The sequence below is a fragment of the Micromonospora sp. ATA51 genome, assembly GCF_016802855.1.
In the GTDB taxonomy this organism is placed as follows: Bacteria; Actinomycetota; Actinomycetes; order Mycobacteriales; family Micromonosporaceae; genus Micromonospora; species Micromonospora sicca.
Map to the genome: position 1 here is coordinate 13634 of NZ_JAEVHJ010000021.1, position 16000 is coordinate 29633.

Genomic DNA, 16000 nt, shown 5'->3' on the forward strand with positions numbered 1-16000 from the left:
GGGAGGCAACCGTGGGGGAGAGCGCGGGACGTCGGCGGCCGGGCCCGCTCGCCGGTCTGCTGGTGGCGGTGGTGGTCGCCGCCGGCTGCATGGGGGGCGGACTGGACCAGGGTGAGCCGCAACAGCCGGGCCCGCGGCAGACCCGGCAGCCCGCCTCGCCGGGGGCGCAGACCACCCGGGCGGACGCACCACCAGTGTCGCCGAGTTCAAGCAGGACTTCAACGACGCCGTGGGCAGCGCCGAGGCCTACTGGACGGCCCAGTTCCAGGCCTCCGGCAAGCGGTTCCAGCCGGTCCGGCGGGTGGTGCCGTACACCCGGGAGGGGGAGGTCTCCTGCGGCGGGCAACGGCTGCCGCGCAACAACGCCGTGTACTGCTCGGCCGGGGACTTCATCGCCTACGACGTGAACTGGTCGGTGGCCGCGTTCCGGCAGATCGGCGACGCGTTCCTGTTCTATCTGCTCGGCCACGAGTACGCCCACGGCATCCAGGTCCGCCTCGGCATCCGCTACAACTTCACCATCCAGCAGGAGTTGCAGGCCGACTGCATGGCCGGGGCGTACCTGGGCGACTCGGTCCGCGACGACCGGTTGACCGTCGAGGAGGGCGACCTGGACGAGTTCCGGGAGGGGCTGCTCGCGGTCGGCGACGACCCGGACCAGCCCTGGTTCGCCGAGGGCTCGCACGGCACCGCCGAGCAGCGCACCGACTCGTTCTTCCGCGGCTACGAGAAGTCCCTGGATGCCTGCGGGCTGGGCTGAGCGCGGTGATGCCGCAGGTCACGCCCGGTCCATCCGGCGGGCGGCGGACCGGGCCCGGCTGAGAGGATCGGCGGGTAGGCCCGCATCCGTCAGGAGGCTCCGCTGAGCAGCAACCATCCCGCCGCCGTGCTCTTCGACATGGACGGCACCCTCGTCGACAGCGAGAAGCTGTGGGACGTCGCGTTGCAGGAACTCGCGGCGGTGTACGGGGGCAGCATGTCCGACGCGGCCCGCAAGTCGATCATCGGCACGAGCATGGCCGACTCCATGCGGATCCTGCACGACGACCTCGGCCAGCCCGAGCGTGACCCGGAGGTCAGCGCCGCCTGGATCAACGCCCGCATCCTGGACCTGTTCCGCACCGGCCTGCGGTGGCGGCCGGGCGCGTTGGCGCTGCTGCGGGCGGTCCGCGCGGCGGGCATCCCCACCGCCCTGGTCACTTCCAGCGGCCGGCCGCTGGTCGAGGTCGCCCTCGACACGCTGGGGCGGGACAGCTTCGACGCGGTGGTCTGCGGCGACGAGGTGGACGCGGCCAAGCCGCACCCGGAGCCGTACCTGACCGCCGCCCGGCTGCTCGGCGTGCCGATCGGCCGCTGCGTGGCGATCGAGGACTCGCCGACCGGGGTGGCCAGCGCCCTCGCCGCCGGAGCCGCCGTGCTGGCCGTACCGGCGGAGGTGCCGCTGCCGCCCACGGACGGCGTACACCAGTTGGAAAGCCTGACCGCGGCGGACCTGGAGCTGCTGGCGGCGCTGCTCGGCGAACCGCCGGCCTGACCGCGACACGAAGGGGGCCCCGCCGGGTCGGCGGGACCCCTCGTCGTGTGCGGGGTCAGTCGTGGGCGATGGCGCCCAGCACGTTGATCCGCGCGGCGCGCACCGCGGGCAGCACCGCGGCGATCACGCCGATGATCGCGGCCAGGACGAGGAAGACCCCCATCTGGCCCCAGGGCAGGATCAGGTCGGTGATGCCCTCGTCCTTGAGCGCCCGGACCACCGCGGCGCCCAGGCCGGTGCCGACCGCCACGCCCAGCAGCGCCCCGAAGATCGAGATCACCACCGCCTCGACGGTGATCATGCGCATGGTCTGCGCCCGGCGCAGCCCGATCGCCCGCAGCAGGCCCAGCTCGCGGGTCCGCTCCAGCACCGACAGGGCCAGGGTGTTGATGATGCCGAGCACCGCGATCACGATGGCCAGCGCCAGCAGGATCTGGATCATCCGCAGCGGGGTGTCCAGCTGGCTGGTCTGCTGCTTGATGAACGCGTCCCGGTCGGCCACCGACACCTCCGGGCTGTCGGCCAGCAGCGTCTCCACCCGCGGCTGCACGTCGGCGACCTTCGCGCCGGGCGCGAGCTGCACGAAGCCCTGGATGGGCTGCGGGATGGCGAAGTCGGCGGCGCCTGCGGCGGCAGCAGCACCGGGTTGGTCAGCTCGGAACTCTCGTAGATGCCGCTGACCGTGTACGTGCGGGCCTCGCCCCGGGACAGCTGCACCGTGACCTGGGAGCCGACCGACACGTTGCGCGACTTGGCGGTGTCGGAGCTGAACAGCATCTGATCGGGGCCGAGCCGGCTGATGTCACCGGCGGTGGCCTTCGCGCCGAAGATCCGCTGCAGCGCAGCGACGTTGCTCGACGCCGCCACCCAGGTACGGGTGCCGTTGACCGTGCCCATGTCGCCGTACTCCCCGTCGACCAGCTGGACGCCCGGGATCGCCGCGGCCTTCTCCAGCACCGCGGGGTCGAAGCTCGGCGGGCGCGGCCCGCTCTGCGCCCCGGAGATCACCAGTTCGGCCTTGATGGTGTCCGCGGCCAGCTTGCTGATGCTGCCCTTGGCCGAGTCGAGGATCACCGTCACCCCGGTCACCAGGGCGATGCCGACCATCAGCGCGGCCGCGGTGATCGCGGTGCGGCGCGGGTTGCGGCCCGAGTTGAGCCGGCCCAGCTTGCCCGGCACCGACCAGGAGAAGAGCGCGCCGAGCAGGGAGACCACCGGCCGGCTGATCAGCGGGGTCAGCAGCGCCACCCCGATGAAGGCGAAGAGCACGCCGCCGAGGATGGTGGCCAGGGTGTTGTCGCCGGCGTGACCGTCCAGGCCGAGGAAGAGCAGCACGGCGCCGATCGCGGTGACGATCCCGCCGGCCACCGTGACCTTGGTCAGCGGCCGGTCCGGGGTGGCCACGTCCTGCATCGCGGCGATCGGCGGGATCCGGGACGCCCGCAGCGCGGGCAGCAGCGCCGCCACCACGGTGATCACCAGGCCGACGCCGAAGGCGCCGATCACCGCCGCCGGCGGCACGCCGAGCCCGGCCAGGCTCAGCCCGCCGGCCAGCTTGCCGAACAGGTACGCCAGCAGCGCGCCCACGCCGATGCCGGCGGCCAGCCCCAGTACGGAGGCGATCAGGCCGACCGCGATGGCCTCCAGCACCACCGAGCCGATGATCTGCCGCCCGCTCGCCCCGATGGCCCGCATCAGGGCCAGCTCCCGGGTGCGCTGGGCGACGATGATCGAGAAGGTGTTGAGGATCAGGAAGGTGCCGACCAGCAGCGCCACCGCGGCGAAGCCGAGCAGGACCTTGTTGAAGAAGGAGAGCGCCTCCTTCAGGCTGGCCGCCTGGTCGGCGGCGGCCTGCTCGCCGGTCTTCACCTCGTAGCCGGCGCCCAGGGCGGCCGACACGTCGTCGCGCAGCCGCTCGGCCGACACGCCGTCCGCGGCCTGCACACTGACGCTGCTGAACGTGTCCGGCTTGCCCAGCATCAGCCGCTGCGCCACCGGGGTGGTGAAGACGACCTCGTTCACCCCGCCCATCGAGTCCCGGCCACCGCTGTAGCCGAAGACGCCGACGATGGTGAACTCCTTCTTCGGCTCCAGGGTCAGCACACCGACCCGGTCACCGACCTTGACCTTCGCCGCGTCCGCGAGGGCCTGGTTGATGACGATCTCGTCGTCGGCCCGGGGCTCCCGGCTGCCGTCGCGGAGCTGGATCAGGTCGTTCTCGCCGACCCAGTTCTCGCCCAGCTGCGGCGGACCGAACGAGGTCACCACCTTGCCGTTGCTGCCGATCAGCCGGGCGCCGTCGGCGTTGACCAGGCCGGTGACGTCCGTCGCGCCCGGCACCTTCGCCTTCACCTGGTCGACCACGGACGCCGGCACCGGGGCGGCGACCTGCTCGCCCTCGGCCTCGCTGAGCTCGACCTTCGGCTTCGCCGAGACGATCACGTCGATGTTCGAGTACCCGTCGGCGAAGACCGCGTCGAACGACCGGCCCAGGGTGTCGGTCAGCACGAACGCGCCGGAGACGAACATGACGCCCAGCACGACGGCCAGGCCGGACAGCAGGAGGCGCACCTTGCGCGCCAGCAGACTCTTCCACGTGGCGCGGAACATCAGCGCGCCACCTCGGCGGGAGTGTCGAGCTTCTTCATGGTGTCCAGCACCGTGTCGGCGGTCGGCTCCACCAGTTCGGAGACGATCTGCCCGTCGGCCAGGAAGATCACCCGGTCGGCGTACGCGGCGGCGGTCGGGTCGTGGGTGACCATCACGATGGTCTGGCCGTGCTCGCGTACCGAGTTGCGCAGGAAGTTGAGCACCTCCGCGCCGGAACGGGAGTCCAGGTTGCCGGTCGGCTCGTCGGCGAAGATCACCTCGGGGCGGGCGACGAGGGCCCGCGCGCAGGCCACCCGCTGCTGCTGGCCGCCGGAGAGCTGCGCCGGCCGGTGCTTCAGCCGGTCCCGCAGTCCGACCGTGTCGATCACCGTGTCGTACCAGGCCGGGTCCGGCTTGCGGCCGGCGATCGACAGCGGCAGCAGGATGTTCTCCTGGGCGGTGAGCGTGGGCAGCAGATTGAACTGCTGGAAGATGAAGCCGACCTTGTCCCGGCGGAGCTTGGTCAACCCGGAGTCGCCGAGCCCGGTCACCGTCGTCTCGCCGATCGACACCGTGCCCCGGGTCACCGAGTCCAGGCCCGCCAGACAGTGCATCAGCGTCGACTTGCCCGAGCCGGACGGCCCCATGATCGCGGTGAACCGGCCGCGCTCGAACTCCGCGGTCACCCCCCGCAGCGCGGCGACCTGCGCCTCACCGCTGCCGTACAACTTCCACACCTCGTTGGCCCGGGCCGCGGCCTGCACCTGCGGACCCACCGTCGCGGTCACGTCATCTACCTCTTCCGTCTGCCTGCTTTTTCCGCACCGCCCCCGCTGGCCGGTGCGGCAGTTTCCATCCTCGGCCCGGCGGCTGGAGGATCCGTCCACCCCCGGACGTATCCGGTGCCGGAGATCGCGCTGCGGGTCGGCCCCGATCCCGACTCAGGGTTGCCCCTGACCCGGCCGGAGTCGACCGGTTTCCCGCACCGCCGGGACGTCGTCGTCGACGCCGACGCTAGGGCCTGACGTCGCGTCATGGTCAACCCCGCCGCGCCGCCGATGGTCACGGTAGGTGACAAGGGCAACTGCGCGGCCGGGCCGCCGATCACGCCCCCGGACGCACCAGACCCGTCTCGTACGCCAGCACGACCGCCTGCACCCGGTCGCGCAGCCCCAGCTTGGTCAGCACGTGCCCGACGTGGGTCTTGATGGTGGTCTCGCTTACCGACAGCGCCCGGGCGATCTCCGCGTTGGACAGCCCCCGGGCGACCTGCACCAGCACCTCACGTTCGCGCTCGGTCAGCGTCTTGAGGGCCTTCGGCGGGCTCGCCGCCGGGTCGGGCAGCGCGTCGGCGAAGCGGTCCAGCAGCCGCTTGAGGATCCGCGGCGCCACCACCGCCTCCCCGGCGGCCACCGTCCGGATCGCGGTGACCAGGTCCTCCGCCGGCACGTCCTTGGCCAGGAACCCGCTCGCCCCGGCCCGCAGCGCGCCGACCACGTACTCGTCCAGGTCGAAGGTGGTCAGGATCAACACCCGGACCGGCAGCCGGGCGTCGACGATGGCCCGGGTCGCGGCGACCCCGTCCATCCGGGGCATCCGGATGTCCATCAGCACCACGTCCGGCAGCAGCCGCCGGGACAGCTCCACCGCCTCCAGGCCGTCCCCGGCCTCGGCGACGATGTCCAGGTCGTCCTCCGTGCCGAGCACCATCCGGAAGCCGGTACGCAGCAGCGGCTGGTCGTCGGCGAGCAGGATCCGCACCGGCCGCGCCGGCGCAGTGCTGTCGGTCATCGGATCTCCCCGTCGTGCTGCTCGTGCCGCCCCGGCCCGCCGGGCCGACGTCGTCCGTCGTGCCGGCGTCGCCCGCGTCGGCCGGTCACGCGAGAACCACCCCGACCGGCTCCAGCGGGATCCGCGCGTACACCCGGAAACCGCCGCCCGGCCGCGGACCGGTCCGCAGGATCCCACCGTAGAGGGCGACCCGCTCGCGCATGCCGACCAGCCCGTGCCCGATCCAGTCGGGTGTCGGACCCGGGCCGCGCCCGGTGTCGGTGACCTCCACCGCCAGGGGGAACCGTCGGCGAAGGTGAGCCGGACCAGCGCCGTCGCCGTCCCGGCGTGCTTGAGCGCGTTGGTCAGCGCCTCCTGCACGATCCGGTACACGGTCAGCGCCACCCCCTCTTCCATCGGGCCGGGCCTGCCGTCCACCCGCAGCGTCACCGGCAGGCCCGCCTCCCGCACCTGCTCGACCAGCGCCTCGATGCCGGCCAGGCCGGGCTGCGGGCGAGGTCGGCGGCCGGCTCCGCGTCGGTACGCAGCACGTCCAGCAGCCGGCGCAGCTCCCGCAGCGTGGCCCGGCTGGTCTCCTCGATGGTGGCGATCGCCTCGTCCGCCGTGTCCAGGTCCCGGCGCAACACCCGGCGGGCGCCGGTGGCCAGCAGCTGCCCGAACACTTGCTGAAGGCCGACCACAGGCGGCCGATGCCGAACCACCCTCCCCCCCTCCCTGGGGAGGAGGCTCACTCGTCCGCGCCCGGGGCGACCGGCCCGGACCGGGCATCGCGCAGCGGATCGGTGATGGCGGTGGTCGGGAAGGGCGGCGGGGTGCCGCCGAAGCTCGGGCAGTGCGCCTGGTGGCTGCACCAGTCACAGAGCCGGCTGGGCCGGGGCCGGAAATCCTGCCGCGCGGTGGCCTGCTCGATGGCCTGCCAGAGCGCCACCACCGTGCGCTCGAAGCGCAGCAGCTCCTCGGCGTCCGGGGTGTAGTCGCAGATCTCGGCGTCCTTGAGGTAGAGCAGCCGCAGCACCCGCGGCACCACCCCCCGGGTCCGCCACAGCACCAGGGCGTAGAACTTGAGCTGGAACAGCGCCCGTGCCTCGAAGGCCTCCCGCGGCGCGCCACCGGTCTTGTAGTCGACCACCCGCAGCGCCCCGTCCGGCGCGACGTCGAGCCGGTCCAGGTAGCCCCGGATCAGCAGCTCGTCGTCGACCACCGCGGAGATCAACGCCTCCCGCTCGGCGGGCTCCAACCGGCGCGGATCCTCCACCGCGAAGTAGCCCTGCAGCAGCGCGGCGGCCGAGCGGAGGAACTCGGCGGCGCCGGCGGCGTCGCCCTCGGCGAACAGGCCCGCCAGCTCCGGCTCCTCGGTGACCAGCCGGTCCCACTGCGGGGCCACCAGGTCACCCGCGGACTCCGGCGTGCGGGCCGCCGCCGGCAGGTCGAACAGCCGCTCCAGCACGGCGTGCACCAGCGTGCCCCGGGCCTGCTCCACGGTGGGCCGCTCGGGCAGCCGGTCGATGCTGCGGAACCGGTAGAGCAGGGGGCAGGTCTTGAAGTCCGCCGCCCGCGACGGCGACAGCGACGCCCGAACCGTGGGTGGCACCGCCGCCGGGGCGAGGCTGTCCTGTGCGTCGATCACCGGTTCCGCCGTCATGTCCGGAAGGTTAGGGCACCGGTGTGACAGGGCCGCCGTCGCCGCACCGGCGCATGATCCGCCCCCGTAGCATCGGTGCGGTGCAGCAGCCGTCCCCACCACCACGCCGGCGCGGGCGCCGTCCCGGCCTGACCGTGGGCCGGGTGTTCGGGGTGCCGCTGCACCTGGACGCCTCGATGCTCCTGCTCACCCTGGTGGTGACCGTCGCGTACGCGGCGCTCGCCCGCCGCCAGCTCGACCTCGGCCCGGTGGCCGGCTATCTGATCGGCGCCGGCTTCGTCGTCTCCCTGCTCGGCTCCGTCCTGCTGCACGAGCTGGGCCACGCGCTGACCGCCCGGCGCTACGGCATCGGTGTGAGCGGGATCACCCTGGAACTGCTGGGCGGGTACACCGAGCTGGACCGGGATGCGCCGAGCCCCCGGGTCGAGCTGCTGGTCTCGCTCGCCGGCCCGGCGGTCTCCGCGGTGCTCGGCGCCGCCGCCGTCGCGGCCACCCTGGCCCTGCCCGACGGCACCCTGGCCGACCAGCTCGCCTTCCAGGTCGCGGCGAGCAACGTGGTGGTGGCGATCTTCAACAGCCTGCCCGGGCTGCCGCTCGACGGCGGCCGCGCGCTGCGCGCGGCCGTGTGGGCGCTCACCCGGGACCGGCACCGGGGCACCGAGGTGGCCGGCTGGGTGGGCCGCGCGGTCGCCCTCGGCACCCTGGCCCTGGTCGTCCTGGTCACCCTGCGCCGGGCGCTGCCCCCGTTGCTGCTGCCGCTGCTGCTGCTGGTGGCGTTCACCCTGTGGCGGGGCGCCGGGCAGTCGATCCGGCTGGCCCGGATCAGCCGTCGATTCCCGCTGATCGACCTGGCCCGGCTGGCCCGACCGGTGCTGCCGGTGCCCAGCGGCACCCCGCTGGCCGAGGCGCAGCGCCGCCGCGCGCAGGGCCCCACCCCGCAGGCCGCGCTCGCGGTCGTCGACTCCGCCGGCCGGCCGGTCGCCCTGGTCGACCCGGCCCGGGCCGACGCCGTACCCCCGGAACGCCGGCCGTGGCTCGCGGTGGACGCGGTGTCCCGCGGCCTGGACACGGTCCCGACGCTGCCGGTCGGCGCGGACGGCGAGCGGGTGATGCAGACCGTGCAGACCCACCCGGGCGCGCAGTACCTCGTGACGGCAGGCGAAGATGTCGTCGGCGTTCTGCACATCGCGGATCTGGCGCAGCTCCTGGAACCCAAACGGAAGATGAACACGTGACCGCACAGCCCTCCACCGTCCCGGCCGACCCCGCCGCCCCGGCGCTGCCCCCCGTGCACCGGGGGCCGTTCCGCCCCGGCGACCGGGTGCAGCTGACCGACCCGAAGGGGCGGATGCACACCGTGACGCTGGAGCCCGGCAAGGAGTTCCACACCCACCGCGGCATCCTCAAGCACGACACCCTGATCGGGCTGCCCGACGGCAGCGTGGTCACCACCACCGGCGGCGGCACGGCCTTCCTGGCGCTGCGCCCGCTGCTGTCGGACTACGTGCTCTCCATGCCGCGCGGCGCCCAGGTGATCTACCCGAAGGACTCCGCGCAGATCGTCGCGATGGGCGACATCTTCCCCGGCGCGAAGGTCCTCGAGGCCGGCGCCGGCTCCGGGGCGCTCTCCTGCTCGCTGCTGCGCGCCGTCGGCACCGAGGGTGAGCTGCACTCCTTCGAGGTGCGCGAGGACTTCGCCCAGATCGCCAAGCGCAACGTCGGGGCGTTCTTCAACGGGCCGCACCCGGCCTGGCGGCTGCACGTCGGCGACGTCGCGCAGTGTCAGGAGACCGGATTCGACCGGATCATCCTGGACATGCTCACCCCGTGGGAGAACCTCGACATGGTCGAGCGGGCGCTGGTGCCCGGCGGCGTCTTCATCGGCTACGTGGCCACCACCCCGCAGCTGTCCGAGCTGGTGGAGGCGCTGCGCGAGCGCGGCGGCTGGACCGAGCCGCGCGCCTGGGAGTCGCTGGTCCGCGACTGGCACGCCGAGGGCCTGGCCGTCCGCCCGGACCACCGGATGATCGCGCACACCGCGTTCCTGGTCTCCGCGCGCAAGCTCGCCCCGGGCGTGACCGCGCCGCCGCGCCGCCGCAAACCGAGCAAGGGCACCGAGGCGTACGTCCAGCGGCGGCAGGCGCTGCGCGAGGCGGAGGCGGCCCGGCAGGCGGCCGCCGCCCAGGTCGACGGCGTCGAGACGGTCGTGCCGGCGGAGGAGCCGGACCAGCCGTGACTCCGGTGGGTCGGCCCGGCAGGGGACAGGCGATCATGTGTCCCGGCGCGGACGGGCGCCGGGACGACACCCTGCACGCTCTGGTTGCAGAACGATCCCGTGATCACCCGTTGGCCGGCTTCGAGTCCGCGGCCGTACCGGTGCAGCAGCGCGCAGAGGCGCGACAGCGACAGGAACGGGTCGTCCATGGCATCACCGGGGGTCCGGGTGGCGACCAGGGCGTCGTCGTGCCACAGTTCGACCGTGGTCCCGGTGAGGGCGGACCGCACGGGCGCCTCCGGGCCGACCACGATGCCCCAGTTGCCCAGGCCGTCGGCGATGGTGGTGGGGTCGTCCGCCTGCGCACTCAGCCGGCGTTCGTTCAGTTCGAACGCCGGCGCGACCGCCCGCACGGCGGACCTCGCGGCTGCCGGATCGATGCGGTCGCCGCGCAACGGCGCGCCGAGCACGAGGCACAGCTCCGGCTCCAGGTAGCACGACCTGATCCGGTCATGGCCGAGCACGTCCCCCGAGCCGAGCGTACGGCTCTCCAGGAGATAACCGAACGGCCGGAAGCCCTTCCCCATCACGTCTCGACGCGGGCCGGAGGTGAGTCCCACCTTCCAGCCGGCCAGTCGCTCGCCTGCGGCCACCAGCCGGTCGAGGACGGCCAACTGCAGGCCCAGTGCCTCGTGGACGTCCTGAGTGGCGGCGGTCGCGCCGGGGCCGGCAACGCCGTTCAGTCTCGCCTCGGCGAAGGCCCTCACCAGTTGCTCGTCGTACACGTCGTGTCCTCTGTCGGGTCTGCGGCGACCGGCTTTCACCCGCCCTCGGCCGGCAACGGGAGCGGGGAGGGACGGACCGCCCGTCCCTCCCCGCTGCCGACGTCAGGCCGGCCGTCGGCAGATCGCCGAGTTGCGCCGGGCGCGGATCAGAGCCAGCCGGGCACGACGAAGATGAGCCACGTGACGATGGGGACGATCACCACCATGCTGAAGCCCCAGCGCATGAGGCCCTTGTAGACGTACTCCCGCTGTTCGTCGGTCGCGTTGGCGACGGTGAGCGCACCGCTCGTCGAGTACGGGCTCGAGTCGACGATGGACGACGAGAGCGCCAGAGCGGTGATCAGTCCGACCGCCCCGACGGCGTTGCTGCCGGTCAGGAACGGTACGGCGAGCGGAATCAGGGCGCCGAGGATGCCGGTCGTCGAAGCGAACGCGGACACCGCACCGCCGATGAAGCAGATGACGAGTGCGGCCATCAACGGGGCACCGATGGTGGCGACCTCCTGACCGAGCCAGTCGATCGTGCCGATGCTCTGCATGACGCCGACGTACATGACGATGCCGCAGACGAGCAGCACGGTGGGCCAGGCGACGTGGTTGACGGCGTTCTTGGCCGACTCCGGTGAGAGCAGGGTGAGGATCGCGGCCACGGTGACGGCGACCATGCCGACGTTGAGGTCGAAGAAGAGCGCGGCGACGGCGAGGCCCAACAGCCCGATCACCGTCATGATCCGTTCCCGGTCCAGCCTGAGCGGCGCCTCCGCCTCGGCCGGCACGGTCGTGGTGGTGGTGGCGGCTCCCCCCGACGACCTGGTCGCCTGGGCGGGCACGGGCGAAGGGGCCGACCCCGCGGCGACCGCGACGGCGCCGCCGGCCGGACGGGCGCCGGCGGCGTCTTCGTCGGCGAGGCTGACGCCGGAGTCCGAGGCTCCCTCCGTGGCGGGGTCGCGGCCGGCTCCGCGCGCGGTCCCTCGTCGTACCGGTGCGGGTGGCGCTGACCAGGTCCGCTTCGTCGATGGTGCCGGTGCCGGTGTCGAGGGCCCGGCGGGTGAGCAGTTCGCGGCCGCCCCACATGAAGTACGCGGCGAGGCTGATGGCGAGGTTGACGAGGAACGAGGCCAGGAAGAGCAGGGTCGGGTTGCCCGGCAGCCCCGCCTTCTCGACCACACCGTTGGTGATGCTGCCGAAGATGCTGATCGGCGAGAAGCCGCCGGCACTGGCCCCGTTGATGATCAGCAGGCCCATCATGAGCGGGTTGATCTTGTACCGCCTCGCGAAGCCCAAGCCGATCGGGGCGATGATCGCCACCGCCGCCGGGACCACGGCCCCGATCGCGGTGAGGCAGGCGGTCACCAGGAACATGATCCACGGGATCAGCCCGACCCGGCCCCCGACCAGTCGGACCGCGGTCTGGATGAGCCAGTCGACCGTGCCGTTGGCCTTCGCGATGGCGAACAGGTACGTGACGCCGACGAGGATGACGAACAGATCGCCAGGGAAACCGGCGAAGACGGCATCGGTCTTCTCGCCGAGGTCCTCCCCGTCGAGGACCGAGATGCCGACGATGAAGGCGGCGACGATCGCGAGCGCGCCGAGGTTCACCGGTCGGATCGTGGCTATCACGAAGATGAGGGCTAGGACGAGGATCGAGACGAGCTCTACCGACATGGGAGCCTCCCGGGTGAGGGGTCGGAGGTCAGCGGGATGGTGGGGCAGGAGCCGTGCCAGCCGGCAACTCGGTCTACTTCGGACGGTGCGCCGTCTGCCTCCCTCGGACTCGAGCTGGCAGATGTCCGTCCCGCTTGGACGGGCGGAGAAGACATCTGGACGGACGCGTACCGGTGGCGGGAACCGGGGGGCTGCACCCGCCGCGGCACGGACCGCATAACACGGACCTGTTTCCGCAATGCGAAAATTAAATTTCGTTCTCGGGAGTATGTGCTATGTCACATCGACCGTCAAGACCACCGACCGGCCGGCCCGTGAGCCGTCCAGCCGGGACAGACCGCGGCGGCCCGCCGGACGGTCGGATGCTTGCGCTCTCCCGGCCGTTCGTTGATACGGTCTCCGTTATGCGGTAGACAACTTCCGCATGGCGGACTTTGTTACCTGAGAGGCAGCCTCGGTATGACCCCCACCGGCCGTCACTTCCTCCAGATCCCGGGCCCCACCAACACGCCGGACCGGGTGCTACGCGCCATGGCCGCGTCCACCATCGACCACCGCGGCCCCCAGTTCGCCGAGCTCGCACTGGAGGTGCTCGAGGCCGTCAAGCCGGTCTTCGGCACCACGCAGCCCGTCGTCATCTATCCGGCGTCGGGCACCGGCGCCTGGGAGGCTGCCCTGGTCAACACCCTCAGTCCCGGGGACCGCGTGGTGTGCTTCGAGACGGGCCACTTCGCGACGTTGTGGCGGGAGATGGCGCGCAGACTCGACCTCGAGGTCGACCTCGTGCCCGGCGACTGGCGGCACGGGGTCGACCCGCAGACGGTCGCCGACAAGCTGCGCGACGACACCGGCCAGCGCATCAAGGCCGTCCTGGTCGTACACAACGAGACCTCGACCGGCGTGACGAGCCGGGTCGCCGAGGTGCGGAAGGCGATCGACTCGACCGGCCACCCGGCACTGCTGCTCGTCGACACCATCTCGTCGCTGGGATCCATCGAGTACCAGCACGACGCGTGGGGCGTCGACGTCACGGTGGCCGGCTCCCAGAAGGGGCTGATGCTGCCGCCCGGGCTCAGCTTCAACGCGGTCAGCCAGAAGGCACTGGACGCGTCGAAGAGCGCGCGGCTGCACCGGTCGTTCTGGGACTGGCAGCCGGTCATCGAGGCCAACAAGCGCGGCTTCTTCCCCTACACCCCGGCCACCAACCTGCTCTACGGGCTGCGGGAGGCGCTGCGCATGCTCGACGAGGAAGGCCTGGCCAACGTGTACGCCCGCCACCAGCGGCACGCCGAGGCGACCCGACTGGCGGTCCGCGGCTGGGGCCTCGAGGTGCTCTGCGCGGACGAGCGCGAGCATTCGGGATCGCTGACCGGCGTCATCGTCCCCGACGGGTACGACGCCGACAAGATCCGTGCCGTCATCCTGGACCGGTACAACATGTCGCTGGGCGCCGGTCTCGGCAAGCTCGCCGGACGGATCTTCCGGATCGGCCATCTGGGTGACTTCAACGACCTGATGCTCGCGGGCACCCTCGCCGGTGTCCAGCTGGGCCTCGTCGCCGCCGGGGTTCCGATCGACACCACCGGGATCAACGCGGCCCTCGACCGCCTGCAACGCCCCTGAGCCGCCCCGGATCTCGCCCTCGCCCGGTCCACAGAGGAGGCCAGTAACCGTGACCATCAGTGACGATCGCGTCGACCGGGACGTCGAGGAGCTCGGCCGGGACCTTGCCCGGGACCTCGAGCACGCCCTCGACGGCGAGACCGGCTTCGACGCGTACACCCGCCACCTGTTCTCCCGGGACGCGAGCATGTACGCCATCCAACCGATCGGTGTGGTGTTCCCGCGGCACGCGGACGACGTCGCGGCCGCCGTCTCGCTCGCCGGGAGGTACGGCGTACCGGTGGTCCCACGCGGCGGTGGCACGAGCCTCGCCGGGCAGACGATCGGCCCCGGCCTGGTGCTCGACCTGTCCCGGCACATGCACCGCATCCTGGACATCGACGCGGACGCCCGGGTGGCGCGGGTGCAACCCGGAGTCGTGCAGGACCAGCTCAACCGCGCGGCCGCCGCGCACGGCCTGATGTTCGGGCCGGACACGTCCACCAGCAACCGCGCCACCATCGGTGGGATGCTCGGCAACAACTCCGCCGGGAGCGGGTCCGTCCGCTACGGGATGACGATCGATCACATCCGCGAACTCGACGTCGTGCTCGCCGACGCCTCCCGGGCCCGCTTCGCCCCGCTGGATCCGGCGGAGCGGGCCCGTCGCGCCGCCCTGCCGACGCTGGAGGGGAGCCTCTACCGGCAGTTGCCGCACCTGCTGGAGACGTATGCGGGCGCCATCTCGAAGGACTTTCCGGCGTACTGGCGACGGGCCTGCGGCTACCGCCTGGACCGGCTCGCCGGCGACCCGTCGTTCAACCTCGCCCCGTTCGTCGTCGGGTCGGAGGGAACCCTCGTGATCGCGACCGAGGCCCTCGTGGACCTCGTGCCCAAGCCACGCCGGACGGTGATCGCGGTCGGCCATTTCACGTCGGTCCTCGGCGCCATCGAGGCGACCGAGGACGCCCTGGCCTGCGACCCGGCGGCGGTCGAGATGATGGACCGCACCATCCTCGACCTGTCCCGACAGAAGATCGAGTACGCCGACCTCGGGCGGACCCTCGAAGGCGACCCCGAGGCGCTGCTCTTCGTCTCCTTCAGCGGGGACGACGAGCGCCAACTCGTCGGTCAGCTCGATCGCCTGGCCGCGCTGTGGAGCAGGCACGGCCACGGGTATCACACGCTGCGCGCCGAGACGGCCCAGCAGCAGGCCCCGTTGCTCAAGGTGCGCAAGTCCAGCCTCGGCCTGCTGATGGCCGCCGGCAGCGGGACCCGGCGTCCGCTCGCGTTCGTCGAGGACACCGCGGTCGACCCGAAGCACCTCGCCGACTACACCAGACGCTTCCGCGAGGTGCTCGACCGACACGGCCTCCAAGCCGGCTTCTACGGGCACTGCTCGGTCGGTTGCCTGCACATCCGGCCCTTCGTGGACGTCAGCAGACCCGAGCAGGTCCGCGCGATGCGCGCGGTCGCAGAAGAGATCAAGGATCTTGTCCGGGAGTACGGCGGGGTCAACTCCAGCGAGCACGGCGACGGCCTGGCCCGCAGCGAGTTCAACCGGGAGATCTTCGGCGAAGAGCTGTACGAGGCGATGCGCACCGTCAAGGGCATCTTCGACCCGGAGAATCTCATGAACCCGGGCAAGATCGTCGACGCCCCGTCGATGACCGAGAACCTGCGTGACGCCGCGCTCCCCCCGGCGCCGCCGATCAGGACGCGGTTGACCTTCGACGTTGTCGGGGGCATGCGGGGGGCCGCGGACCGGTGCATGAACATCGGGCTGTGCCGCAAGAGCGAGACCGGTGCCATGTGTCCGTCGTACATGGCGACCCGGCAGGAGGAGCATGCCACCCGGGGACGGGCGAACGCACTGGTCAAGGCGCTCTCCGAGCCGGACCCCGCGACGGCGCTCGGTGACGAGCGGCTGCACGAGATCCTCGACCTGTGCCTGATGTGCAAGGCGTGCAAGAGCGAGTGTCCGCTCGGGGTGGACATGGCATCGCTCAAGGCCGAGGCCCTCGCACAGCACCACGACGTCCACGGCGTACCGCTGCGCTCGCGGCTCTTCGGCGCCATCCGGCTGCTCAACCGCCTTGGCTCGGCCGTGGCGCCGCTGTCCAACCTGCCCGGCCGTGTCCGGCGCTGCGCGGGCTGATGGACCGAGCCGCCGG

The 16000-nt window shown here is 72.3% G+C and carries 11 protein-coding genes and 3 pseudogenes; 6 read left to right on the forward strand and 8 right to left on the reverse strand.

The features are described from left to right. Positions 1 to 11: 11 nt before the first annotated feature. Positions 12 to 760, forward strand: a pseudogene (locus tag JNW87_RS06110) (neutral zinc metallopeptidase). Positions 761 to 886: 126 nt separating this feature from the next. Further along, positions 887 to 1534 (forward strand): HAD family phosphatase, encoded by a 648-nt coding sequence (locus JNW87_RS06115; RefSeq protein WP_109802339.1) that lies wholly within the window; start codon positions 887 to 889, stop codon positions 1532 to 1534. Between the two features lie 55 nt (positions 1535 to 1589). Here the strand turns inward: JNW87_RS06115 and JNW87_RS06120 are convergent. The 6 genes and pseudogenes from JNW87_RS06120 to JNW87_RS06145 all read right to left on the reverse strand — a co-directional run bounded on the left by JNW87_RS06120 (position 1590) and on the right by JNW87_RS06145 (position 7556). Continuing rightward, positions 1590 to 4144, reverse strand: a pseudogene (locus JNW87_RS06120) (ABC transporter permease). Then, positions 4144 to 4911 carry an ABC transporter ATP-binding protein gene (locus tag JNW87_RS06125; protein WP_109802341.1) on the reverse strand — a complete coding sequence of 256 codons (768 nt, stop codon included), beginning with the start codon at positions 4909 to 4911 and terminating at the stop codon, positions 4144 to 4146. Before JNW87_RS06125 ends, JNW87_RS06120 begins: the two are co-directional and overlap by 1 nt. Before the next feature lie 316 nt (positions 4912 to 5227). Next, positions 5228 to 5914, reverse strand: a complete 687-nt coding sequence (locus tag JNW87_RS06130; RefSeq protein WP_109802342.1) for a response regulator transcription factor — start codon at positions 5912 to 5914, stop codon at positions 5228 to 5230. Positions 5915 to 5999: 85 nt separating this feature from the next. Beyond that, complete coding sequence (locus tag JNW87_RS06135; protein WP_236647948.1) at positions 6000 to 6185, reverse strand: hypothetical protein; 186 nt, start codon at positions 6183 to 6185, stop codon at positions 6000 to 6002. 154 nt (positions 6186 to 6339) lie between these two features. Next, complete coding sequence (locus JNW87_RS06140; RefSeq protein WP_238453260.1) at positions 6340 to 6576, reverse strand: histidine kinase; 237 nt, start codon at positions 6574 to 6576, stop codon at positions 6340 to 6342. Positions 6577 to 6641: 65 nt separating this feature from the next. Continuing rightward, entirely contained in the window at positions 6642 to 7556 is a 915-nt protein-coding gene (locus JNW87_RS06145) for a PD-(D/E)XK nuclease family protein (protein ID WP_238453261.1), read from the reverse strand. 143 nt (positions 7557 to 7699) lie between these two features. Between JNW87_RS06145 and JNW87_RS06150 the strand changes: the two genes are divergently transcribed. Together JNW87_RS06150 and JNW87_RS06155 are read left to right on the forward strand one after the other, a co-directional pair. Then, positions 7700 to 8791 (forward strand): site-2 protease family protein, encoded by a 1092-nt coding sequence (locus JNW87_RS06150; RefSeq protein ID WP_375373468.1) that lies wholly within the window; start codon positions 7700 to 7702, stop codon positions 8789 to 8791. Continuing rightward, positions 8788 to 9792, forward strand: coding sequence for a tRNA (adenine-N1)-methyltransferase (locus tag JNW87_RS06155; RefSeq protein ID WP_309233914.1), 1005 nt, complete (start codon positions 8788 to 8790; stop codon positions 9790 to 9792). The genes JNW87_RS06150 and JNW87_RS06155 overlap by 4 nt, the downstream gene beginning before the upstream one ends. A gap of 910 nt (positions 9793 to 10702) precedes the next feature. Here the strand turns inward: JNW87_RS06155 and JNW87_RS06160 are convergent. Both JNW87_RS06160 and JNW87_RS41335 read right to left on the reverse strand, forming a co-directional pair. After that, positions 10703 to 11284, reverse strand: a complete 582-nt coding sequence (locus JNW87_RS06160) for an SLC13 family permease (protein ID WP_238453262.1) — start codon at positions 11282 to 11284, stop codon at positions 10703 to 10705. Positions 11285 to 11582: 298 nt separating this feature from the next. Further along, positions 11583 to 12224, reverse strand: a pseudogene (locus JNW87_RS41335) (SLC13 family permease); the annotation flags it as partial. Between the two features lie 459 nt (positions 12225 to 12683). On the opposite strand from JNW87_RS41335, the gene JNW87_RS06170 reads away from it, so the two are divergent. Further along, positions 12684 to 13847 carry an alanine--glyoxylate aminotransferase family protein gene (locus JNW87_RS06170; protein WP_238453264.1) on the forward strand — a complete coding sequence of 388 codons (1164 nt, stop codon included), beginning with the start codon at positions 12684 to 12686 and terminating at the stop codon, positions 13845 to 13847. A 49-nt stretch (positions 13848 to 13896) separates the two neighbouring features. Continuing rightward, positions 13897 to 15984 (forward strand): FAD-binding and (Fe-S)-binding domain-containing protein, encoded by a 2088-nt coding sequence (locus JNW87_RS06175; RefSeq protein ID WP_238453265.1) that lies wholly within the window; start codon positions 13897 to 13899, stop codon positions 15982 to 15984. Positions 15985 to 16000: the final 16 nt, after the last annotated feature.

Coding starts and splice junctions, on each gene's coding strand:
- JNW87_RS06130 (WP_109802342.1), bottom strand. CDS start 5,914: ATGACCGACAGCACTGCGCCGGCGCGGCCGGTGCGGATCCTGCTCGCC.
- JNW87_RS06145 (WP_238453261.1), bottom strand. CDS start 7,556: ATGACGGCGGAACCGGTGATCGACGCACAGGACAGCCTCGCCCCGGCG.
- JNW87_RS06160 (WP_238453262.1), bottom strand. CDS start 11,284: ATGACGGTGATCGGGCTGTTGGGCCTCGCCGTCGCCGCGCTCTTCTTC.
- JNW87_RS06170 (WP_238453264.1), top strand. CDS start 12,684: ATGACCCCCACCGGCCGTCACTTCCTCCAGATCCCGGGCCCCACCAAC.